The organism is Mediterraneibacter sp. NSJ-151, from assembly GCF_022487435.1.
GTDB lineage: Bacteria > Bacillota > Clostridia > Lachnospirales > Lachnospiraceae > Schaedlerella > Schaedlerella hominis.
This window is the reverse complement of record NZ_JAKVPP010000003.1, coordinates 160,402-184,711: the sequence shown is the minus strand read 5'-3', so window position 1 is coordinate 184,711 and position 24,310 is coordinate 160,402. Positions and strand designations below refer to the sequence as shown.

At 36.0% G+C, this 24,310-nt stretch carries 22 protein-coding genes; all 22 read left to right on the top strand.

The genetic code is table 11. From position 1 onward, the window contains the following. Positions 1-104: 104 nt before the first annotated feature. The 22 genes from proB (at position 105) to LQE94_RS04160 (ending at position 24,299) form a co-directional block, all read left to right on the top strand. A complete protein-coding gene (proB, locus tag LQE94_RS04265) occupies positions 105-1,085 on the top strand; it encodes a glutamate 5-kinase (protein WP_240577087.1) in 981 nt (326 codons plus the stop codon). Next, a complete protein-coding gene (locus tag LQE94_RS04260; RefSeq protein ID WP_240577086.1) occupies positions 1,057-2,307 on the top strand; it encodes a glutamate-5-semialdehyde dehydrogenase in 1,251 nt (416 codons plus the stop codon). Before proB ends, LQE94_RS04260 begins: the two co-directional genes overlap by 29 nt. 210 nt (positions 2,308-2,517) lie before the next feature. Then, the gene (gene argC / locus LQE94_RS04255; protein ID WP_118723606.1) at positions 2,518-3,558 is read left to right on the top strand and encodes an N-acetyl-gamma-glutamyl-phosphate reductase; all 1,041 of its coding nucleotides are present in this window, start codon (positions 2,518-2,520) and stop codon (positions 3,556-3,558) included. Between the two features lie 11 nt (positions 3,559-3,569). Next, a complete protein-coding gene (locus LQE94_RS04250; RefSeq protein WP_240577085.1) occupies positions 3,570-4,019 on the top strand; it encodes a GNAT family N-acetyltransferase in 450 nt (149 codons plus the stop codon). A gap of 28 nt (positions 4,020-4,047) precedes the next feature. Then, positions 4,048-5,271, top strand: coding sequence for a bifunctional glutamate N-acetyltransferase/amino-acid acetyltransferase ArgJ (gene argJ, locus LQE94_RS04245; RefSeq protein WP_240577084.1), 1,224 nt, complete (start codon positions 4,048-4,050; stop codon positions 5,269-5,271). Between the two features lie 16 nt (positions 5,272-5,287). Beyond that, positions 5,288-6,190: an acetylglutamate kinase gene (gene argB, locus LQE94_RS04240; RefSeq protein ID WP_240577083.1), complete on the top strand. Its 903-nt coding sequence runs from the start codon at positions 5,288-5,290 to the stop codon at positions 6,188-6,190. Then, positions 6,177-7,358 carry an aspartate aminotransferase family protein gene (locus LQE94_RS04235; protein WP_240577082.1) on the top strand — a complete coding sequence of 394 codons (1,182 nt, stop codon included), beginning with the start codon at positions 6,177-6,179 and terminating at the stop codon, positions 7,356-7,358. The genes argB and LQE94_RS04235 overlap by 14 nt, the downstream gene beginning before the upstream one ends. 66 nt (positions 7,359-7,424) lie before the next feature. After that, entirely contained in the window at positions 7,425-7,856 is a 432-nt protein-coding gene (locus LQE94_RS04230) for a DMT family transporter (protein ID WP_022075977.1), read from the top strand. Positions 7,857-7,948: 92 nt separating this feature from the next. Further along, positions 7,949-8,575 (top strand): helix-hairpin-helix domain-containing protein, encoded by a 627-nt coding sequence (locus LQE94_RS04225; RefSeq protein WP_240577081.1) that lies wholly within the window; start codon positions 7,949-7,951, stop codon positions 8,573-8,575. 77 nt (positions 8,576-8,652) lie between these two features. Then, a complete protein-coding gene (locus LQE94_RS04220) occupies positions 8,653-9,342 on the top strand; it encodes a response regulator transcription factor (RefSeq protein WP_022075979.1) in 690 nt (229 codons plus the stop codon). Further along, positions 9,272-10,774 (top strand): sensor histidine kinase, encoded by a 1,503-nt coding sequence (locus LQE94_RS04215; RefSeq protein WP_330638847.1) that lies wholly within the window; start codon positions 9,272-9,274, stop codon positions 10,772-10,774. The genes LQE94_RS04220 and LQE94_RS04215 overlap by 71 nt, the downstream gene beginning before the upstream one ends. A gap of 29 nt (positions 10,775-10,803) precedes the next feature. After that, complete coding sequence (locus LQE94_RS04210) at positions 10,804-11,733, top strand: GerMN domain-containing protein (RefSeq protein WP_240577080.1); 930 nt, start codon at positions 10,804-10,806, stop codon at positions 11,731-11,733. Between the two features lie 2 nt (positions 11,734-11,735). Then, positions 11,736-14,042: a DNA internalization-related competence protein ComEC/Rec2 gene (locus LQE94_RS04205; RefSeq protein WP_240577079.1), complete on the top strand. Its 2,307-nt coding sequence runs from the start codon at positions 11,736-11,738 to the stop codon at positions 14,040-14,042. A 5-nt stretch (positions 14,043-14,047) separates the two neighbouring features. Then, positions 14,048-15,028: a DNA polymerase III subunit delta gene (gene holA / locus LQE94_RS04200; protein ID WP_022075983.1), complete on the top strand. Its 981-nt coding sequence runs from the start codon at positions 14,048-14,050 to the stop codon at positions 15,026-15,028. Positions 15,029-15,097: 69 nt separating this feature from the next. Next, a complete protein-coding gene (lepA, locus tag LQE94_RS04195; protein WP_240577078.1) occupies positions 15,098-16,912 on the top strand; it encodes a translation elongation factor 4 in 1,815 nt (604 codons plus the stop codon). Between the two features lies 1 nt (position 16,913). Further along, entirely contained in the window at positions 16,914-18,104 is a 1,191-nt protein-coding gene (hemW, locus tag LQE94_RS04190) for a radical SAM family heme chaperone HemW (RefSeq protein ID WP_240577077.1), read from the top strand. A gap of 211 nt (positions 18,105-18,315) precedes the next feature. Beyond that, positions 18,316-19,371, top strand: a complete 1,056-nt coding sequence (gene hrcA / locus LQE94_RS04185; protein WP_240577076.1) for a heat-inducible transcriptional repressor HrcA — start codon at positions 18,316-18,318, stop codon at positions 19,369-19,371. Between the two features lie 17 nt (positions 19,372-19,388). Further along, complete coding sequence (gene grpE / locus LQE94_RS04180) at positions 19,389-20,024, top strand: nucleotide exchange factor GrpE (RefSeq protein WP_240577075.1); 636 nt, start codon at positions 19,389-19,391, stop codon at positions 20,022-20,024. A gap of 49 nt (positions 20,025-20,073) precedes the next feature. Continuing rightward, positions 20,074-21,939, top strand: coding sequence for a molecular chaperone DnaK (gene dnaK / locus LQE94_RS04175; protein ID WP_022075988.1), 1,866 nt, complete (start codon positions 20,074-20,076; stop codon positions 21,937-21,939). Between the two features lie 186 nt (positions 21,940-22,125). After that, positions 22,126-23,325, top strand: a complete 1,200-nt coding sequence (dnaJ, locus tag LQE94_RS04170) for a molecular chaperone DnaJ (RefSeq protein ID WP_022075989.1) — start codon at positions 22,126-22,128, stop codon at positions 23,323-23,325. Positions 23,326-23,337: 12 nt separating this feature from the next. Continuing rightward, entirely contained in the window at positions 23,338-23,682 is a 345-nt protein-coding gene (locus tag LQE94_RS04165) for an Hpt domain-containing protein (RefSeq protein WP_118723620.1), read from the top strand. Between the two features lie 113 nt (positions 23,683-23,795). Continuing rightward, a complete protein-coding gene (locus tag LQE94_RS04160; RefSeq protein WP_240577074.1) occupies positions 23,796-24,299 on the top strand; it encodes an NUDIX hydrolase in 504 nt (167 codons plus the stop codon). Positions 24,300-24,310: the final 11 nt, after the last annotated feature.

The following is a 24,310-nucleotide window of genomic DNA, read 5'->3' as shown; positions in this document are numbered from 1 at the left end:
GAGTAAGAATTTGTAAGAGTAGAGTTTAACAGAGTAAAGTACAAAAGAAGTAGAATATAATATAGAAGGAATGGATGTTGGAAATCCACAAACGGAGAATTGGTATGGATAGAAAGCAAATACTGGATGAGAAAAATCGAATCGTAATTAAAGTCGGGACAACAACAATTACCTATGAAGAAACAGGTAATATAAACCTGGATAAATTGGAAAAATTTGTAAGAATATTAATTAATTTGAGGAATAAAGGGAAAGAAGTAATCGTTGTATCTTCCGGTGCAGTCGGAGTTGGTCGAAAGGCCCTTGGTATGGAACACAAGCCTGAAACGGAGGCAGCAAAGCAAGCTTGTGCGGCAGTAGGACAAGGAAGATTAATGATGATTTATGAAAAATTATTTAACGAATATAGCCAACTGACAGCACAGGTTCTGTTGACGAAAGAATCTATCACAAATAAAGAATGTCGAAAGAATGCAAGGCAGACTTTTGATGAATTACTTCGAATGAATGTTGTACCAATTGTAAATGAAAATGATGCTATTTCAGTAGATGAGCTGGCATATGGTAATTTTGGAGATAACGACACGCTTGCAGCAAATGTAGCGGAACTTGTTGATGCGGATTTATTAATTCTTATGTCTGATATTGAGGGCATGTATACAGCGGATCCAAAAAAGAATCAAAATGCAAGGTTTATCCATACAGTAGTTGAAATTGATGAGTCATTGGAAGCAATGGCAGGAGGTTCTGCAAGTGATTTTGGAACTGGGGGTATGATGACAAAGGTGAATGCAGCTAAAATTGCAACCAGTGCCGGAGCAGATATGATTATTGCAAATGGGGATAATATTTATGCAATTAATGATATTATGGCAGGGAAAAAAATAGGAACTCTTTTTCTTTCAAAAGAGCATGGAAAACAGATGGAAAATGAACTAGCTCCAGAAAGGGCGAAGTTTCGTCGGCAAGTAAAGAATCTTAAGAAATCAGAAGGAAAGTCAGAGGAGCATAAAACTACAGAGTTCATTCAAAACGAAGAGCACATGGGAGGTAATTATGGAAAATTATATGGAAATACTTGGTAGACGTGCAAAATTTGCATCAAGAGAAGGGGCTAAATTAGGAACAGATGCAAAAAACCGAGGACTCATTACTGTAGCTGAAGAACTGATCCGACAAAAAACATATTTGTTGGAAGAAAATACAAAAGATGTAGAAGCTGCAAAAGAAAAAGGCGTAAAAGAATCTTTAATAGATCGTTTGCAGTTAACTGAATCGAGAATAGAAGCAATGGCAGAAGGTTTGTGCCAGATTGCAGCATTAGAAGATCCTATCGGAGAGGTTTTGGGCATGAAAACACGACCAAACGGACTTCAAATTGGAAAGAAAAGAGTGCCTCTTGGAGTTGTCGGAATTATTTATGAATCCCGGCCAAATGTGACAGCTGATGCATTTGGTTTATGCTTTAAAACTGGAAATGCGGTGATTCTTCGAGGCGGAAGTGATGCAATCCATTCGAATCTCGCAATTGTAAAGGTAATTAAAGAAGGCTTGATGAAAGAAAAACTGCCACAGGATTTGATTTTGCTTGTTGAAGATACAAGTCGAGAAGTTGTTTCAGATATGATGAAATTACATGGTCTGATCGATGTATTAATTCCTCGTGGTGGTGCCGGATTAATAGCAAATGTTGTTAATAACAGCACTGTTCCTGTTATCGAAACAGGAACAGGAAATTGTCATATATATGTAGATGAGAGTGCTGATTTAAATATGGCAACAGAAATCATTGAAAATGCAAAAACTCAGAGAATGGGTGTATGTAATGCATGTGAATCACTTGTGATCCATGAGAAAGTTGCAGAACTTGCTGTCCCACAAATTGTGCAGTGCCTGAAAAATCATGGTGTTGAAGTGCGTGGAGATGAGCGTGCACAAAAAATCAGTGATGATATTTGGCCGGCGACAGAAGAAGATTGGGGAACAGAATATCTGGATGCTATCATTTCAATGAAGATTGTGGATTCAATGGATCAGGCAATTGAACATATAAACCGCTACAATACAGGACATTCAGAATCAATCATTACGCAAAATTATGAACATGCTTTACAATTCCAAAATGAAATTGATGCTGCAGCTGTTTATGTAAATGCATCTACCAGATTTACAGATGGATTTGAGTTTGGGTTTGGAGCAGAAATTGGAATCAGCACGCAAAAATTGCATGCACGCGGACCTATGGGATTAGAAGCATTAACTACAACAAAATATATTATTTTCGGAAATGGACAAATTCGAAAATAACGAAAAAAAGGGGGAAAGTTGGATTTATTGTTTAGTCATTATATATAAAACAATAAATCTGATTTTTCCCCTTGCATATTATACATAACAGGTGTATACTTATGCATAAATTCAAAATAAATATGCATATAATAATGTTTTCATTTGCTTGGAAATGAGACGAGAGATAAATATCTGAACATTATAGGATAAAGGAAGGAAGGTTGATTCATGATAAAAGTAGGAATTATTGGTGCAACAGGATACGCAGGCGGAGAATTAGTTCGAATTTTGACAGGACATAAAGAGGCGGAGATTAAATGGTTTGGTTCAAGAAGTTACATTGATCAAAAATATGCGTCTGTTTATCAGAATATGTTTCAGATTGTTGATGCAACTTGTATGGATGATAATATGGAGAAACTTGCAAGCCAGGTCGACGTCATTTTTACAGCAACACCGCAAGGCTTATGTGCATCGTTAGTAAATGAAAATATACTTTCAAAAGTAAAAATTATTGATTTAAGTGCAGATTTCCGAATCAAAGATGTTGCTACATATGAAAAATGGTATGGAATTGAGCATAAAAGTCCGCAATTTATTGAAGAAGCAGTATACGGGCTCTGTGAAATTAATCGAGAAGACGTCAAAAATGCAAGACTGGTAGCAAATCCAGGATGTTATACAACATGTTCCATTTTAACTGCTTACCCACTTGCAAAAGAGGGAATTATTGATATGAGCACATTAATCATAGATGCAAAATCCGGAACATCCGGTGCAGGAAGAAGTGCGAAAGTCGCAAATCTGTATTGTGAAGTTAATGAAAATATGAAAGCCTATGGCGTTGCCACACATAGACATACACCTGAGATTGAAGAACAACTTGGATATGCATCTGGTGAGAATGTTGTCTTGAATTTCACACCGCATCTTGTTCCAATGAATCGTGGGATTCTTGCAACAGAGTATGCAAAATTAACGAAAGATGTAACTTATGATGAAGTGAAGGCAATATATGATAAATATTATGCAAATGAAAAGTTTATCCGAGTGTTGGAAAAAAATGTATGCCCTGAAACAAAATGGGTAGAAGGAAGCAATTATGTAGATATTAATTTCAAAATCGATCCGCGAACAAACAGAATTATTATGATGGGAGCAATAGATAATCTGGTAAAGGGAGCCGCTGGACAGGCGGTTCAGAATATGAACCTGATGTTTGGTTTAAAAGAGTCAGAAGGACTGGAACTTGTTCCAATGTTTCCATAGGAGGTACGAAGATGACGATCCGCACAATGACAATAGAAGATTTTGAGCAGGTTCATGCACTTTGGATGACAATTAAAGGTTTTGGAATACGAAGTATTGATGATTCAAAAGAAGGGGTAGAACGTTTTTTAAAACGTAACCCGACTACAAGTGTCGTAGCAGAAATAGACAACAAAATCGTGGGTAGTATTTTATGTGGGCACGATGGACGACGTGGTTGTCTTTACCATGTTTGCGTGGATGAAAAATATCGTCGCCATGGTATCGGGAAAGCGATGGTTGTATATGCTATGCAGGCTTTAAAAAAGGAGAAGATTAATAAAGTCTCATTGATTGCATTTACAGTTAATGATATAGGAAATGCGTTCTGGAATACGATAGAGTGGACTGAACGAAAAGATTTAAATTATTATGAATTTGTATTAAATGAAGAAAATATAACGGCATTCAATGAACAGTAAATGCACTTATATAGGAGGAGAAAAACACATGAAGATTATAGATGGCGGTGTAACATCTGCAAAAGGATTTGAGGCTGCTTCTGCAGCAGCAGGAATTAAATATCAGGGAAGAACAGATATGGCTATGATCTATAGTAAAAAGCCATGTAAAACAGCAGGTGCATTTACAACGAATCTGGTAAAGGCAGCTCCGGTTATCTGGGATAAAACGGTTGTGGAAAGTGGTGTGAAATCATATGTTGTTGTGGTTAATTCAGGAATTGCAAATGCATGTACCGGCGAAGAAGGTCTTCGCTATTGCAGTGAAACAGCTAAAAAAGCAGCAGAAGTTATGGGCGTAGATGCAAATGGAGTTCTGATTGGTTCTACCGGGGTTATAGGAATGCAGATGCCGATGGATAAAGTAACTGCTGGAATTGAAAAACTTGCAGATACAAAACAAGCGACCCGAGAGGCAGGACATTTGGCAGCAAAAGCAATTATGACGACGGATACAAAAGAAAAAGAGATTGCCGTCACAATTGAAATTGGTGGAAAAACAGTCACAGTCGGTGGCATGGCAAAAGGTTCTGGTATGATTCATCCGAATATGTGTACAATGCTATCTTACATTACAACAGACGCTGCTATTACAAAAAAAGCCCTGGTAAAGGCATTAAAGACAGATGTAAAAGATACCTACAATATGATTTCCGTAGATGGAGATACATCTACAAACGATACCGTTCTTGTACTTGCAAACGGAATGGCAAAGAATCCCAAAATCCATTGTGGTACAGCAGAGTATCAGTTGTTTTTAGAAGCTCTTCATTTTGTAAATGAAACCCTTGCAAAGAAAATGGCCGGTGATGGAGAAGGTGCCACAGCATTATTTGAAGTCAAAATAGTTGGTGCAAAATCAAAAAAACAGGCAAAGGTACTTGCGAAATCTGTTGTATGTTCCAATCTGACCAAAACAGCTATTGCAGGACATGATGCAAACTGGGGAAGAATCTTATGTGCAATGGGATATTCCGGTGAAAATTTTGAACAGAATAAGGTTGACTTGTTCTTTGAAAGTGCGGCAGGAAAAATTCAGCTTATCAAGGATGGCGTAGGACTTGATTTTGATGAAGAAAAAGCGACCATGATTCTTTCTGAGCCGGAAGTAACCGCAATTGCAGACTTAAAAGAAGGAAATGAACAGGCAACAGCCTGGGGCTGTGATTTAACACATGGTTACATAGACATCAATGCAGATTACAGAAGCTAAAAGGAGAAAAACCATTATGAATGAAAATATGAATCAATATTTGGAAAAAGCAAGCGTATTAATTGAAGCACTTCCATATATCCAACGTTTTAACCGTAAAATCATTGTTATTAAATATGGTGGAAGTGCAATGGTAGATGAAGAGTTAAAAAAGAAAGTCATCGAAGATGTTACACTTTTGAAATTAGTTGGTTTCAAACCAATCATCGTACATGGTGGTGGGAAAGAAATCAGTAAATGGGTCGGAAAAGTAGGAATGGAGCCTAAATTTATCAATGGATTGCGTGTGACAGATAAAGATACAATGGAAGTAGCTGAAATGGTTCTTGGAAAAGTAAATAAAAGCCTTGTTCAGCTTGTCGAAGAACTTGGTGTACGTGCAATTGGAATCAGTGGTAAAGATGGCGGCCTGTTAAAAGTAGAAAAGAAATATTCAAATGGAGAAGATATTGGATTTGTAGGTGATGTTAAAGAAGTAAATGCTGATATCTTATACGACCTTTTAGAAAAAGATTTTCTTCCAATCATCTGTCCGATTGGTCTGGATGATGAATACAATACGTATAACATTAATGCTGATGATGCTGCATGTGCAATCGCTCGTGCTGTCAAAGCAGAAAAACTGGCATTTTTAACAGATATTGAAGGTGTTTATAAAAATCCTGAGGATCCTAAAACATTGATATCTGAATTAACAGTAAGTGAAGCAAAAAAATTAATCTCTGATGGGTATATCGGAGGCGGTATGCTTCCAAAATTAAATAACTGTATTGAAGCAATTGAAAATGGTGTATCCAGAGTACATATTTTAGATGGAAGAATCCCACATTGCGTTCTTCTTGAGATATTTACGAATAAAGGAATTGGTACAGCTATTTTGAGTGAGGAGGAAGGCAAGTATTATCATGGTGAACAATAAAATAACAGAAGCAGAAGAAAATCTTTTACATGTATATAATCGTTTTCCAATCGTATTAGATCACGGAGAAGACGTTTATTTATATGATGCAGAGGGTAAAAAATATCTGGATTTTGCTGCCGGGATTGCAGTTTGTGGTCTTGGATATAGTAATAAAGAATTGAAAGATGCCTTAAAAAAACAAATAGATTTGTTATGTCATACGTCTAACTTATATTTCCATGAAAGTTGTGGTGAAGCTGCAAAGAAATTAAATGAAATTTCCAGAATGGATCGTGTGTTTTTCACTAACAGTGGAACAGAGGCAATTGAAGGAGCTTTAAAATCCGCACGAAAATATGCATATACAAAAGAATCAGGAAGATATGAAATCATAGCAATGCAGAATTCTTTCCATGGACGTTCCATAGGAGCAGTTTCAGTGACAGGGACTAAACATTATCGCACCCCATTTGAACCATTGCTTCCGGGAGTTAAATTTGCAGAATATAACAATCTGGAAAGCGTTAAAGCTTTAGTAAATGATAAAACATGTGCGATCATTCTTGAACCACTGCAAGGAGAAGGCGGAATTTATCCAGCGACAAAAGAATTTATGGAGGGTATCCGTGAAATTTGTAATAAGAATGATATTTTGATGATCTGCGATGAAATTCAATGCGGAATGGCAAGAACAGGATATATGTTTGCATGGCAGGAGTACAATATTAAACCTGATATCATGACAATGGCGAAAGCAATTGGAAACGGAATACCGGTAGGAGCATTTGCTATGACTGAGGAAGTTGCAAAATACTCCATGGAAGCTGGAGATCATGGTTCTACCTATGGCGGAAATCCACTTGCCTGTACAGCTGTAAAAACAGTTATTGATATTTTCCAGAAAGAACAGATTGTTGATCACGTGAAGGAAATGGGAGAATATCTTTCAACTTGTCTGGAAAAATTAGTCCAAAAATATGACTTTGTAAAAGAATGCAGAGGAAAGGGATTGATTCAGGGGATTGAATTAACAAAACCAGTCGGAGATATAATAACAAAAGCTCATGAAGCCGGACTATTGATCATTACAGCAAAGGGAAATACAATTCGTTTTGTACCGCCTCTTATAATTACAAAAGAACAGATAGATGAAATGATTGAAAAATTAGAAATTGCATTTGCTTAATAGTGCATAAAAACCAATTATCAGGACATACCATGTAAGAAAGAAGATAGTGGAGGTATGTTTTTGATGATTGGTTTTTTAATTGCGCTATTGTCGGGAGCTTTAATGAGTGTACAAGGGGTATTTAACACCAAAGTAACGGAAACTACAGGAATGTGGGTTTCTAATGCATGGGTGCAATTAACAGCATTTCTTGTATGTATTCTTGGCTGGTTTATTGCAGGAAGGGATGATATTCTGTCAATTGGAAAGGTTGAGCCTAGATATCTGTTACTTGGAGGTGTGATTGGAGCAGGTATAACATTGACAGTTATAAAAAGTGTGGATGCATTAGGCCCGGCTAAGGCAGCACTTCTGATTGTAATCGCACAATTGTTCGTTGCATATTTAATAGAATTATTTGGACTGTTTGGGGTAGATAAAGAACCCTTCAGCTGGCGGAAAATAGGAGGATTAGTTTTAGCTTTGATAGGAATTTCTATTTTTCAATGGAAATAAAAATGAAAATGCTATTGTAATTTGTTTTCTGATTAGATACAATATTATTATCTGACATAAAGGGGCTTACGGCATTAACGTAAGGAGAATATATGAAAGTCAGAAATTTATGGAAACGACAATTACTAATTACTTTCTGTTTATTTGTATTCTGTTTTGGAACGGGATGTGGGCAAAAAGGAGAAGCTTTTCAAGAAGTTACAATTCAAGAGACAGAACAATCTTTAAATGAAACTGAAAAGAATAAGGAAACAGAAGAAATTCATGATGCGCCAAAAACTACATCTGTTTGTGTCTATGTATGTGGTGCTGTAAATAACACGGGAGTGTATGAATTAAAAAAAGATGCCCGCATATATGAAGCAATTGAATGTGCGGGTGGATTACGTGAGGATGCAGCACTTTCTGCAGTTAATCAGGCAGAGTATGTAAGTGACGGACAGCAGATTTATATTCCGACACAGGAAGAGTATAATGCAGGTGGTTTTTCTGAAACGATGGCTTCATCATCGGCGGATTCTTCTGATGGAAAAGTACATCTGAATACTGCGACAAAAGATGAGCTAAAAACGTTATCCGGCATTGGAGAATCCAGAGCAGAAAGCATTTTGGCATATCGGGATTCACATGGTGCTTTTCAGAGTATTGAAGAGTTGATGAATGTAGAGGGAATCAAGGAAGGCATCTATCAAAAAATTAAAGATCAGATAGCATTATAGAAAACAGGGTAATAATATATTTTGCAATATATGAAAGTAGAATAAGACAGGAAGTAAAAGGAAAGAGTAGAAGTAGCATGAGCAAGAAAAAAATCTTAGTAGTTGATGACGAAAAGTTAATTGTGAAAGGAATCCGTTTTAGCCTGGAACAGGATGGAATGGAAGTGGATTGTGCATATGATGGTGTAGAAGCACTAGAATATGCAAAAAATTGTGAATATGATCTGGTTCTGCTGGATGTAATGCTTCCGAAGCTTGATGGATTTCAAGTATGTCAGCAGATTCGTGAATTTTCGGATATGCCGATTGTTATGCTGACTGCAAAAAGTGAAGACATGGATAAAATTCTTGGGTTAGAATATGGTGCCGATGATTATATTACAAAACCATTTAATATTCTGGAAGTAAAAGCAAGAATTAAAGCCATTATGCGACGGACATCAAAAAGAGAAGAACCTGCTCCGAAAACTTTATTAGTAAAGGGAACTATGAAAATAGATTGCGAAAGCAGAAGAGTATTTATCGGTGAACGCGAGATTAATCTTACCGCAAAAGAATTTGATGTGTTAGAATTACTCGCAATGAATCCAAATAAAGTATACAGTAGGGAAAATTTATTAAACTTAATTTGGGGAGCAGATTATCCGGGAGATGCAAGAACAGTAGATGTACATATCCGTAGACTACGTGAGAAGATTGAAAAGAATCCAAGCGAGCCGCAATACGTACATACAAAGTGGGGAGTTGGTTATTATTTCCAAGGGTAAATTTCGAAACAAACTAAAAGAAAAAGTAATAAAAAGTCTGAGATTTCGTATTATTCTAATCATTGTATGTGCAGGTCTTATACCATGTACAGTCGCACATGTAGCGATTATTAAGGCGTACGAATCGCGTGCAGTATCTCTGCGAACAGCAGAGATACAGAATCAATGCACGATTCTTTGTGATCAATTGAACAATTATAATTATCTTGAGGATAATTCATCCGAAGTAATCAATGCAAATTTAACCCAACTTACCAATATTTATAATGGACGAGTTATGCTTGTAAACGCAGAATTAAAAGTCATGACGGATACATATGCTTTGGATGAGGGAAAAACGATTGTATCAGAAAATGTAATTCGTTGTTTAAAAGGTGAAAGTACAAATTACTATGATAAAAAAAATCATTTTATAGAGGTGACATCTCCGATTACAGATAAAAATACCGGAAAAGCCGTTGGAGTGATACTTGCAAGTGTTTCTACGGATTCAATCGAGGATAGCTTGCATATCTTTCATACAAAAGGCGGTGCAATCATTGGAATGATTATGACAATTGTTATTGCATTGGCAATTTTACTGGCCGATTGTATCGTAAGACCGCTCAGAAAAATTGCAGCTGATATTGAAGGGGTAACAGAAGGATATGTTGTAGAGGTACTGCATGAAAATACATTTACAGAAACAAAGAATATTTCAGATGCTTTTAATAAAATGTTAGGTCGGATGAAGGTACTTGATGATTCAAGAGAAGAATTTGTATCTAATGTCTCACATGAATTAAAAACTCCATTGGCATCAATGAAAGTGCTGGCAGATTCTCTTGTTACACAGGATCAAGTTCCAATCGAGTTGTATCAGGAATTTATGGGAGATATTGCAAAAGAGATCGATCGTGAAAATGATATTATAAACGATCTTTTAACCCTGGTTAAAATGGACAAAACAGCACAGAATTTAAACATTTCGCAAGTAAACGTAAATGATCTGCTTGAATTGATTTTGAAAAGGCTTCGACCAATTGCTGAAAAGAAGCAGATTGAGATTGTTTTGGAAAGTTTTCGTCCAGTGACGGCAGAAATTGATGAAGTGAAGATGACACTTGCGATATCCAATCTGGTAGAAAATGCAATTAAGTATAATCACGATGAAGGCTGGGTTCATGTTTCATTGAATGCAGACCACAAATATTTTTATGTAAAGGTATCAGATTCAGGCATTGGAATTCCAAAAGAAGATCAAGATCATATTTTTGAAAGATTTTATCGTGTAGATAAGTCTCATTCCAGAGAGATTGGGGGAACAGGCCTTGGTCTTGCAATTACAAGAAATGCTGTCATTATGCATCGTGGGTCAATCAAAGTTTACAGTGAGCCAGAAGAAGGTACAACATTTACGGTTCGAATTCCACTTATATATGTATCTACTTGATAGATGTAAACATTGGCAGGGAGGATTTTATGTTGAAAAAAAGTAAGGTATATATCACAGTTCTCCTGTTTGTTTTATGTATGTTGTGCGGATGTGCTAAACGTACAGAAGTAAAAAATGATGATTCGTTCATATACAGCGTAAACGGAGAAAGAAACGGATTAGTAAAAATCAATTATGATTTTCGAGGAAAAACGACGGAAGAGCAAGTGAACAATGTTATAAAAGAATTACAAAAACCGGCTGAAGAGATTAATTATTCCACTACAATTCCGAAACAAATAAAAATACAACAATGTGAAATCAGACATATGATCGTATATATAGATTTGAATGATGCATATTTGAAATTACCTGTTGTAGAGCAAAAATTAATTCTTGCATCAATGACACAGTCTATCGTAAAAATTCCTAAAATCAGTGCTATTTACGTTACAGTGGATGGAGAAGAATTGAAAGATGATGAAGGAAATCCAGCTGGAATTATAAATGAAGATGATTTTGTTCAAAATAACGGAAGTTCATTGAGTTCATATGAAGAAACAGAGCTCGCATTATATTTCGCAAATGAATCCGGTGATAAGCTTGTAAAACAAAATGTACAGGTGAAATATAGTACAAATACTTCAAAAGAAAAACTGATTGTAGAGAAATTGATGCATGGTCCTCAGGATGAGAGTGTGCATCCAACAATATCTTCTACTTGTACACTATTAAGCGTGACAGTAAAAGATAATATTTGCTATGTGAATTTTGATTCAGAATTTCTGGCAAGTGCTCATGACATAAAACCGGAAATAACAATTTATTCCATTGTAAATTCGCTGATTGAGGGAACAGCGGTAAATAAGGTGCAAATTATGGTGAATGGTGAAAAAAATGTTTTATACATGAATACAATTGATTTATCTCAGCCATTACAACAGGATTTGGACTTAATACAACATGCGGAAGAATAAAAATGTCCAAAAGACCCTGCTGTCTTTTAGCGATAGCGATTCTTTTAATTCAACTTGTTTTGGTAGGATGGTTTCAAATATCCAGAGATTTGAAACCATCCTATTTAGAACAAAATTATCTGGAAAATGAAAATGTAATAATTAAAGGGAACGTATATGATGTAGACAAACGTACTTCTTATTCTGTTTATTATCTAAAAGATATACAAGTATATCGGAAAAGCACCTGGGTAAAAATAAACCGTGAAAGAGTTCTTGTGAATGTAAAAGATTCTGATTCAATTATGGTTGGAAATATTATTCAGGCAGCTGGGAAAATATATTTTTTTCAAGAAAACCGGAATCCCGGAAATTTTAATCAAAAATTCTATTATCAAAAACAACATATCCATGCACAAATATGGTCTACTCAAATCCAAATAAATAATCAAAAAACTGATTTGTTAAAAGAGAATCTGTTTGAACTCAGAGAATCTATAAAAAATATGTTATTGCATAGTCTTGGAAAAGATGCCGGAAACAGTATGGCAGCAATATTACTTGGGGACAAAAAAGATTTAGATCAAACTATAAAACAATTATATCAAAAAGGGGGAATTGGACACATTCTTGCAATATCCGGTTTGCATATGTCTTTTATAGGAATCGGGATGTATCAAGTGTTAAGAAAAATAGGACTCGGTTTTTCGGCTTCGGGAATAATCGGAATATTCTTTTTGCTTTTATATACGATGATGATTGGAATCGGAGTATCTAGTCTTCGAGCTATCATTATGTACATTATACGAATGGGAGCAGAAATTTTAGGAAGAGATTACGATTTACTAACTTCTCTGTCAATTGCTACTGTAATAATTGTTTTATGGCAGCCGTTATATTTGTTTGATGCAGGTTTTTTATTTTCATTTGGTGCAGTTTTAGCGATGATATTAATAAATCCGCTTTTTGAACAAACTTCATGCATACCTAAAATATTCTGTCCTGGAATTGCGATTCAAGTAATGCTTCTTCCAATGACAATGTATTTCTATTTTGAAATTCCTACATGGTCAGTGCTGACAAATATAATTGTAATTCCTTGTATGTCGATTTTAATTGGAGTTGGGATTGTAGGCATATTATTTTTATTCATTTTTTATCCAATCGGTAACTTAATTTTACAACTTTGTAAGGCTATTTTATGGGGATATGAAAAGTTGTGTATGTTTATGATAGATGTTCCGTTTGGCAGGATTGTGACAGGAAAACCCTCAATATGGATAATGCTGACATATTATATAATATTATTGATAAGTTATTTTATATGGAAATATTGGGATATTCAGGCCGAAAAGCAGAAATATAAATCAAAAAACAGAGAAGATCTTATAGAAACAGAAAAAAAAGAAGGCCAAAGAATTTGTTTGAAAAGCAGATATTTTGCTATAAGAAGTGTAGTTTGTACAATTGCATTATGTGGAATTGTTTGTCTGTCCTACCATAAAAAAGGAAATTTGGAAATTACGATGTTGGATGTCGGACAAGGGGATGGCATTTTTATCCGCACCCCAAATGGAACAAACTGTCTTATAGATGGAGGCAGCACAGATGTATCTCAGGTAGGTCTTTATCGCCTGATTCCTTTTTTGGAATCAAACGGTGTTGGATGTTTAGATTATATTTTCATATCGCATGGGGATGAAGATCATATAAACGGAGTCAAAGAAATGTTAGAAAGTCAGAAATTAAATATAAAAATAAAAGCTCTGGTATTGCCTGTAAAGGAAGTATGGGATGACAAACTAAAAGATTTATCCGTGACGGCAGAAGAAAACCATACCAATGTGATCATAATGTCAGCGGGGCAGCAATTCGTAGAATATAAAGAAGATATATCATTCACATTAACATGTATTGGACCGGTAAAAAATTATTGTGGTGAAAATGGGAATGCAGCATCGATGGTTTTAGATTTAAAATTTGATGACTTCGATATGCTGTTTACTGGAGATTTGGAAGGAGAAGGGGAAACGCAATTAATTGAAAGCGGAAGTTTAAGGAAGTATGATATATTAAAAGTTGCACATCATGGTTCGAAAAATTCTACACCCGAAAAATTTCTGGAAATAACTTCTCCTTCCGTTGTGTTAATTTCAGCAGGAGTAAATAATCGATATGGGCATCCACATCAAGAAACTCTTGAACGATTAAATAAGGAAAAACGTACTATCTATAATACACAACATCAAGGAGCAATACATATAAAAACAAATGGAAAAAACTTGAGAATAAATGTTTTGCAAAAAGTAGGTATTTCCGATATAATATAGAAGTTATGAAAAGCTTAAACGAAGATTTAAAAACAGGACAATTTAAACAAATTTATCTCTTATATGGGGAAGAAGCATATTTAAAAAAACAATACCGGGATCGCCTTACAAAAGCATTGCTTCCAGAAGGCGACACGATGAATTTTGCACATTTTGAAGGAAAAGGAGTGGATGTTAAATCCGTGATTGATTTATCGGAGACATTACCTTTTTTTGCCGAAAGAAGATTAATCGTATTTGACAATACCGGCTTTTTTAAAAGTGCAGGTGCAGATCTGGCAGATTATATAAAAGAAATGCCCGATACCACATACTATATCTTTGTCGAAGATGAGGTGGATAAAAGAAGTAAACTGTTTAAGGCAGTAAAATCAAAAGGCCGTGTTGTCGAACTCCCATTTCAGGATGAAAATACGTTAAAACGTTGGGTCGCAGGAAAGATTCGAAATGAAAACAAACAGGTTACAGAGCAGACGATAATTTATTTTTTAAATAAAGTCGGAACAGATATGGAAAATATCACAAAAGAACTGGAAAAATTATTCAGTTATACTATGGAGAAAACAGACATTACAAAAGAAGATGTCGATGCAATCTGTGTTACACAAATTGCCAATCATATTTTTGATATGGTCAATGCAGTGGCTGAAAAGCAACAAAAAAAAGCCTTGGATTTATACTACGAATTGCTTGCATTAAAAGAGCCCCCTATGCGAATCCTTTTTCTGATGACCAGACAATATCGTATGTTGTTTCAGGTAAAACATTTGGCAAATAAAGGATATAGCAAAAAGGAAATTGCATCAAAAACAGGGTTACATCCATTTGCAGTTGGAAAATATATGGATCAGGCAAAATATTTTAAGACATCTGAACTAAGAATGGTTATGGAATACAGTGCAGATATCGAACAACGTGTAAAAACAGGATTGTTAACGGATAATCTGGCAGTGGAGTTGTTTATAATAAAATATTCATCAAAATAATTGTATTAATAAAAGAATATAACTGCGACATCATATTTTACAAAATAAATAAAATTTGGAGGAAGAAAAGTGTCAGGAATAGAACAAAGTAAAATTCGTAATTTTTGCATTATTGCACATATAGATCATGGAAAATCTACGTTGGCAGATCGTATTATTGAAAAAACAGGTCTTTTAACAGATCGTGAGATGCAGGCACAGGTTTTGGATAATATGGATTTGGAGCGTGAACGCGGTATTACGATCAAGGCACAGACCGTCCGAACAGTATACAAGGCAAAGGATGGGGAAGAATATATCTTCAATTTGATTGATACACCGGGGCATGTGGATTTCAACTATGAAGTGTCTCGAAGTCTGGCAGCTTGCGATGGTGCTATTTTGGTTGTAGATGCAGCACAGGGAGTAGAAGCACAGACATTGGCAAATGTATATCTTGCACTGGATCATGATCTTGATGTTGTGCCGGTTATTAATAAAATTGATCTTCCGAGTGCAGAGCCGGAGAGGGTAAAAGAAGAAATAGAAGATGTAATTGGAATTGAAGCTGAAGATGCACCTTTGATTTCAGCAAAGACAGGTCTTAATGTAGAGGATGTTTTAGAAGCAATTGTTGAGAAAATACCAGCCCCGGTAGGTGATGTCAAGGCGCCTTTACAGGCCTTGATCTTTGATTCTGTATATGATTCTTATCGTGGAGTTATTGTATTTTGCCGAATCAAACAAGGTAATGTGCGAAAAGGTACTCCGATTAAGATGATGGCTACAGGAGCTGTGGCCGATGTAGTTGAAGTTGGGTATTTTGGTGCAGGTCAGTTCATCCCTTGCGATGAACTGGAAGCAGGAATGGTTGGATATATTACAGCCAGCTTGAAAAATGTTAAAGATACTCGTGTTGGAGATACTATTACAAATGCGCAAAATCCATGTGCAGAACCTTTGCCAGGATATAAAAAAGTAAATCCAATGGTATATTGTGGGCTCTATCCTTCTGATGGAGCAAAATATCCTGATTTGAGAGATGCATTGGAGAAGCTGCAGTTAAATGATGCAGCACTACAATTTGAACCGGAAACATCTATTGCGTTAGGTTTTGGATTCCGTTGTGGTTTCTTGGGATTACTTCATCTGGAAATTATCCAGGAGCGTTTAGAAAGAGAGTACAATCTGGATTTGGTAACAACAGCACCGAGTGTAATCTATAAAGTGCACAAGACAAATGGTGATTTAATAGAACTCACAAATCCAACAAACCTGCCGGATCCGTCTGAGATCGACTATATGGAAGAACCAATTGTAAAAGCTGAAATAATGGTAACTTCGGAATTTATAGGCGCAATTATGGATTTATGTCAAGAACGCCGCGGTGTATATCAGGGAATGGAATACATTGAAGAAAAACGAGCTGTATTAACGTATCACCTTCCACTTAATGAAATTATTTATGATTTCTTTGATGCATTAAAATCTCGTTCCAGAGGCTATGCATCTTTTGATTATGAGATGTTAGGATATGAGCGTTCAGAACTTGTCAAATTGGATATTCTTATTAATAAAGAAGAAGTGGATGCACTTTCATTTATTATTCATAGTTCTAATGCATATGAACGTGGACGCAAAATGTGTGAGAAATTAAAGCAGGAAATTCCAAGACAAATGTTTGAGATCCCGATTCAGGCAGCAATCGGTGGAAAAGTAATTGCCAGAGAAACAGTTAAAGCAATGCGAAAAGATGTTCTTGCTAAATGTTATGGTGGTGATATCTCACGTAAGAAAAAACTTCTCGAAAAACAAAAAGAAGGTAAGAAGAGAATGCGTCAAGTCGGAAATGTAGATATCCCACAAAAAGCATTTATGAGTGTATTGAAATTAGATGAAGATTAATATGAAGAGAGAATTAGAATTATATCTCCATATACCATTTTGTGTAAGAAAGTGCAATTATTGCGATTTCTTTTCTGCAAGTGGAACAAAAGAAGAATTAAATGCTTATGTTCAGGCTTTATGTAAAGAAATTAATCGTTATAAAGATTTTGCAAAAGAATATATAGTAAAGACGGTTTTCCTCGGAGGAGGAACACCGTCTCTTTTGACAGCAGATCAGATGAAACTAATTTTTGAAAATCTAAATCAGATTTTTACCATCGATCCTGTTGCAGAAATTACAATGGAGATGAATCCAGGAACTGTAAACATTGAAAAATTAAGAAGCTATAAACAGGCAGGTATCAACCGTGTGAGTATCGGATTGCAATCAACAGAAAATAAAGAATTGAAAATGTTGGGAAGAATTCATACTTACGAAGATTTTTTAAATACATGGGAAGCTGTTGAACAAGCAGGATTTAAGAATAGAAATATTGATCTGATGTCAGCACTTCCTGGACAAACTTTAAAAAGCTGGGAAAATACACTGAGAAAGATTCTAACACTTAACCCTGAACACATTTCTGCATATAGTTTGATATTAGAAGAAGGAACGAACTTTTATGAGTGGTATTGTAAAGGTCAATTTGATGCGGGTGACTGGAAACTTCCTTCCGAAGATGATGAATATACAATGGGAGAGATGACCATTCAAATGTTAGAAAGTTGTGGAATGCACCGCTACGAGATATCCAATTATGCATACCCGGGAAAAGAGTGTCGGCATAATCTTGGATACTGGGACAGAGTGGAATATCTTGGAATTGGTGCTGGTGCAGCCTCTCTGATTTCCATTCAAAATAAAAATACTTCAGAAATACAAGAACAAATCCGTTTCAATCATATTAAGAATCGAGATAAATATATTCAAACCATTAATCAAAAACAAGCGATTGAAATAGAACATGAATACTTAACATTAGAAAATCAAATGGAAGAATTTATGTATTTGGGATTGAGAAAAACAGCTGGAATTTCAAAAAATAAGTTTCACAAGTTTTTTGGTAAAGAAATTGGGGAAGTTTATGGAAGTATAATAAAAAGGTTGGAAGAAGATGAATTGATAATAAGTAAAGAAGATAATCTCATGCTTACTCACAGAGGAATGGATATCAGCAATTATGTATTATCTGAATTTTTACTTTCATAAAATCAAATACTAATAAAAGTAAGAAAAACTTTGATTGTTTATGTCAGAGTTTTTTCTTTTTTATAGAAATATATAATAAATTTTTATTTCTATAAAAAAATGATAAACAGTGTTGACAAACGGAAATCAAGGTGCTATCTTATTACTTGTAAGGTGTTAGCACTCAAATAAGTGGAGTGCTAATAGCGAAGAAAGAGGAGGTTTTAAGAAGATGGATATAGAATTAACAGATAGACAACATATTATACTTAAAGCAATTATCCAGAATTATCTTGAAACCGGAGAGCCGGTAGGTTCAAGAACTCTTTCGAAATCAACCGACTTGAATTTAAGTTCAGCAACAATTCGAAACGAGATGGCAGATTTAGAGGATATGGGATATATTTTCCAACCACATACTTCTGCCGGAAGAATTCCTTCGGATAAAGGATATCGGTTATATGTAGATATGTTGATGGCCGATAAGGAACAAGAATTATCAGATTTGAAAAATGTTGTTTTAGAAAAATCTGATAAGGTTGATAAAGTATTAAAACAAGCAGCGAGAGTACTTGCAAATAATACAAATTATGCAACCATGATTTCTGCTCCGATCAACCATAAGAATACATTGAAATTCATTCAATTATCACAGGTGGATCCAGAACAGATTGTTGCAGTTATTGTAATGACGGGAAATGTAATCAAAAACAAGATTATCGAAGTTGATGAAGAGTTAGGCAATGAGACGATGCTAAAGTTGAATATGCTTCTGAACACTTCCCTCAATGGCATGTCTATTGAGGAAATTAACCTTGGGCTGATCGCCAGATTAAAAGATCAGGCAGGTATTCACAGTAAAGTAATCAGCGATGTGCTGGATGCTGTTGCAGATATTATTCATGTAGAAGATGATATGGAAATTTATACATGTGGTGCGACAAATATTTTTAAGTATCCGGAATTAAGCGATAAACAGAGTGCACAGGAAATAATAAGTGCCTTTGAGGAAAAACAACAGCTTGCAGAACTGGTTACAGAAACTCTTTCAAATGAAGAGAATACAGGAATACAAGTTTACATTGGCGATGAAACTCCGGTCAAGACAATGAAAGATTGCAGTGTTGTAACAGCTACTTATGAGTTAGGCGAAGGAATGCGTGGAACAATCGGTATTATTGGTCCGAAGCGTATGGATTATGAACATGTAATGAAGACATTACAGACATTGAAGAATGAACTGGACACTTTAAATCGTAGAGATTTAAGCGAACAGGATATAGAATAAAATTGGTGGAGGAAAAAATGAGTCAGGAAGATATGGTAAAAGAAGCAGTAGAAGAGGCAAAAGCAAAAGCCACACAAACTGTTGAAGAAGAATCTGAAGAGGTGACAGAAGAGGCTGTTGAAGCTGATGACTCTGAAGAAGAAACCTTAGAAGATGAATCATTAGAAGAGACAGAGAAATCTGGAAAAAAATTATTTGGTAAGAAAAACAAGAAAGACAAGAAAGACGAAAAGATTGAAGAATTAACAGATCGTCTTACTCGTCAAATGGCTGAGTTTGATAACTTCCGCAAGCGTACAGATAAAGAGAAAAAACAGATGTACGAAATAGGAGCGAAAGATATCATAGATAAAATTCTTCCCGTCGTGGACAATTTTGAACGCGGACTGGCAGCTGTGTCAGAGGAAGATAAATCACATCCTTTCATGGAAGGAATGGATAAAATTTACAAACAGTTAATGACAACTCTCGATGAAGCAGGTGTAAAACCAATCGAGGCTGTCGGACAGGAATTTAATCCTGATTTTCACAATGCAGTTATGCACGTAGAAGATGAGGAGGTGGGCGAGAATATCGTCGTGGAAGAGTTCCAGAAGGGTTACACATATCGTGACAGTGTTGTAAGACACAGCATGGTAAAAGTAGCAAATTAGAAGTAGTAAATCAGTAAATTTAGAATGATAAATTAGGAGGACAAATATCATGGGAAAAATTATTGGTATTGACTTAGGTACAACAAACAGTTGTGTTGCCGTAATGGAAGGTGGTCAGCCAACTGTTATCGCAAATACAGAAGGAGCAAGAACAACACCTTCTGTTGTTGCATTTACAAAAACAGGAGAACGTCTTGTTGGTGAACCTGCAAAACGTCAGGCTGTAACAAATGCAGACAAAACTATCTCTTCAATCAAACGAGAGATGGGTACAGATTACAAAGTAACAATTGATGACAAAAAGTATTCTCCACAGGAGATTTCTGCAATGATTCTTCAGAAACTGAAAGCTGATGCAGAAGGATATCTTGGAGAAAAAGTAACAGAGGCTGTCATCACAGTACCTGCTTACTTTAACGATGCTCAGCGTCAGGCTACAAAAGATGCCGGTAAAATTGCAGGACTTGATGTTAAACGTATTATCAACGAGCCTACAGCAGCAGCACTTGCTTATGGTCTTGATAACGAAAAAGAGCAGAAAATCATGGTATACGATTTAGGTGGTGGTACATTCGATGTATCTATCATCGAGATTGGTGATGGAGTTATTGAAGTATTATCTACAGCCGGAAATAACAGACTTGGTGGAGATGATTTCGACCAGAAGATTACAGATTATATGCTTGCTGATTTTAAAGCAAAAGAAGGCGTAGACTTATCTACAGATAAGATGGCACTTCAGAGATTAAGAGAAGCAGCAGAGAAGGCAAAAAAAGAGCTTTCTTCAGCTACAACAACAAATATTAACCTTCCTTTCATTACAGCAACAGCAGAAGGTCCAAAACATTTTGATATGAATCTTACAAGAGCTAAATTTGACGAATTAACTCGTGATTTAGTTGAAAAAACAGCTGAACCTGTACGTCGTGCACTTTCCGATGCAGGAATCACAGCTTCTGAATTAGGTCAGGTTCTTCTTGTAGGTGGATCTACTCGTATTCCAGCAGTACAGGAAGAAGTAAAACGTCTGACAGGTAAAGAGCCAAGCAAATCTCTGAACCCAGATGAATGTGTAGCACTTGGTGCTTCTGTTCAGGGAGGTAAACTTGCAGGAGATGCCGGCGCAGGAGATATCCTTCTTCTTGATGTAACTCCATTGTCATTGTCAATCGAAACAATGGGTGGTGTTGCTACAAGATTGATTGAGCGTAATACAACAATTCCAACAAAGAAGAGCCAGATTTTCTCTACAGCAGCAGACAATCAGACAGCCGTAGATATCAACGTTGTACAGGGTGAAAGACAGTTCGCAAGAGATAATAAATCACTCGGACAGTTCCGACTGGATGGAATTCCTCCGGCTCCACGTGGAATCCCACAGATTGAAGTTACATTCGATATTGATGCAAATGGTATCGTTAATGTATCCGCAAAAGATCTTGGAACTGGAAAAGAACAGCATATTACAATTACAGCAGGCTCTAACATGTCAGATGCTGATATCGATAAAGCTGTAAAAGAAGCAGCTGAGTTTGAAGCACAGGATAAGAAACGTAAAGAAGCTATCGACACAAGAAATGAAGCTGATTCTATGGTATTCCAGACAGAAAAAGCGATTAAAGAAGTCGGTGACAAATTAGATGCAACTGATAAAGCAGCTGTAGAAGCTGATTGTCAGGCATTGAAAGATTTGCTTGCTAAATCTACTCCAGAAGAGACTACAGATGAGCAGGTAGCAGAAATTAAAGCTGCAAAAGATAAATTGATGGAAAGTGCTCAGAAGCTCTTTACAAAGATGTATGAACAGACAGCTGGTCAGGCAGGTCCACAGGCAGGTCCTACACCAGAAGCAGGTCCGGCTCCTGAAGGATTCCAGGGTGACGATGTCGTAGATGGAGATTATAAAGAAGTTTAATAAAATGTATGACACATTTAAATAAACACATTGTGTTACTGTTTACAGATTTTGTAGACAGTAACACTTTATCTACGAAACCGGTCAAATGGTTTCGTAGATTTTCACGTTGCAATTTGTTGTAGTTTGTGGTAGATTGTAAACGTTTATGTAACTTAGTAAGAGAAATGAAAGGTAGTATAGATTATGGCGGAATCAAAAAGAGATTACTACGAAGTGCTTGGCGTAAGCAAAGATGCAGATGATGCAGCAATCAAAAAAGCATATCGTGTTCTGGCAAAAAAATATCATCCAGATATGAATCCTGGAGATGCTGAAGCTGAAAAGAAATTTAAAGAAGCTTCTGAGGCGTATGCCGTCCTCAGCGATGCAGATAAACGTCGTCAATATGATCAGTTTGGTCATGCAGCATTTGAAGGTGGTGCAGGTGGAGCCGGCGGTGGCTTTGGTGGCTTTGATTTTAATGGAGCTGATTTTGGAGATATCTTTGGAGATATTTTTGGAGATATTTTCGGTGGTGGCAGAAGAGGTGGTCGTGCCTCAAACAGTCCAATGAAAGGTGCGAATATCCGCAAGAGCATTCGAATTACTTTTGAAGAGGCAATTTCCGGCTGTGAAAAAGAATTGGAATTAGTATTAAAGGATCCTTGTACTACATGTAACGGAACCGGTGCAAAACCTGGAACATCTCCGGAAACATGTCCAAAATGTGGCGGTAAAGGTCAGGTTGTCTATTCGTCACAATCATTTTTTGGAACTGTGCAGAATGTGCAGACATGTCCAAATTGTAATGGAACGGGTAAAATTATTAAAGAGAAATGTTCTTCATGTTTAGGAACAGGATATACATCAAGCAAGAAAAAAATCCGAGTTACGATTCCTGCCGGTATCGACAATGGTCAAAGTGTGCGAATTCGTGAAAAAGGCGAACCAGGTGTAAATGGTGGTCCTAGAGGAGATTTACTTGTGGAAGTAAATGTATCTCGCCATCCTATTTTCCAGAGACAGGATATGCATATTTTCTCAACAGTTCCTATTTCATTTGCTCAGGCTGCTTTAGGAGCAGATATTCGCGTTCCTACTGTAGATGGTGATGTTATTTATACAGTAAAACCTGGAACAAAAACAGATACTAAGGTTCGTTTAAAAGGAAAAGGAGTTCCTTCTTTACGAAATGCTCAGGTACGAGGTGATCATTATGTAACATTAGTGATTCAGACTCCTGAAAAACTTAGTGCTGAAGCAAAAGAAGCTTTGCGAAAATTCGATATGCTTTCCGGTAATACTTTAAAACAAGAGTCTGCAAATACGGATGCTACAGACAAGAATAAAGGGAAAAGCAAGAAAAAATTCATGGACAAAGTGAAAGAGGCCTTTGAGGAATAGGGGAGACGAGTAATGACATTAGAAGAATGTTACACATCATGTGGCGGTGATTATCAGGATGTGTTAAGAAGATTGCAGAGTGAAAACTTGATACGAAGATTTTTAGGCAAGTTTTTAGATGACAAAAGTTATGAGCAGTTGCATGAAAATTTGAATAATCAGAATTATTCAGAAGCCTTTCGTGCTGCACATACTTTGAAGGGTGTATGCCAGAATTTAGGACTCGGATATTTAAGCGAATCAAGTATTGCTGTAACAGAAGCTCTTCGTGACGGAAAACAGAATGTTACGGCTGAGATGTTAAAGAAATTAGATGAAGACTATCGGGTAACAGTTTTGGCGATTCAGTCATTATAAAGTGATTTCAATGATAAAAACCATTGTTAGATTTAGTGCTATCAGTGGTTTTTTTATGCTCATTGTGATATAATAAAACAGATTATAAACCAACAGACGAGAGGAGATCAAGCATGGAATTTTGGGATATTTATAATGAAAAGAAAGAAAAAACAGGTCGGACAATGAAAAGAAATGACTGGAATATGAAGCCAGATGAATTTCATTTAACCGTACTTGGAGTATTGCAAAGACCGGATGGAAGATATCTGATCACTCGTCGTCGTATGGATAAAGAATGGGCCGCTGGATGGTGGGAAGTTCCAGGCGGTGGGGTAAACGCAGGAGAGGAATCCAAGGATGCTATAATAAGAGAAATTAAGGAAGAAACCGGAATCGATGTTTCCAGCGCAGATGGTGGTTACGCTTTTTCTTATAAGCGCATCAACCCAGATGAGAAAAATAATTATTTCGTAGATATTTATAAATTTATTTTAGATTTTGACGATAAAGATGTAAAAGTTCAAGATAAAGAAGTGTCAGAATTTTCAATTGCAACAATTGATGAAGTAAAACAATATGCAAAACAAGGAATCTTTCTTCATTATGACAGTATACGTCAAATATTTGAAGATTAAGATACAATGGC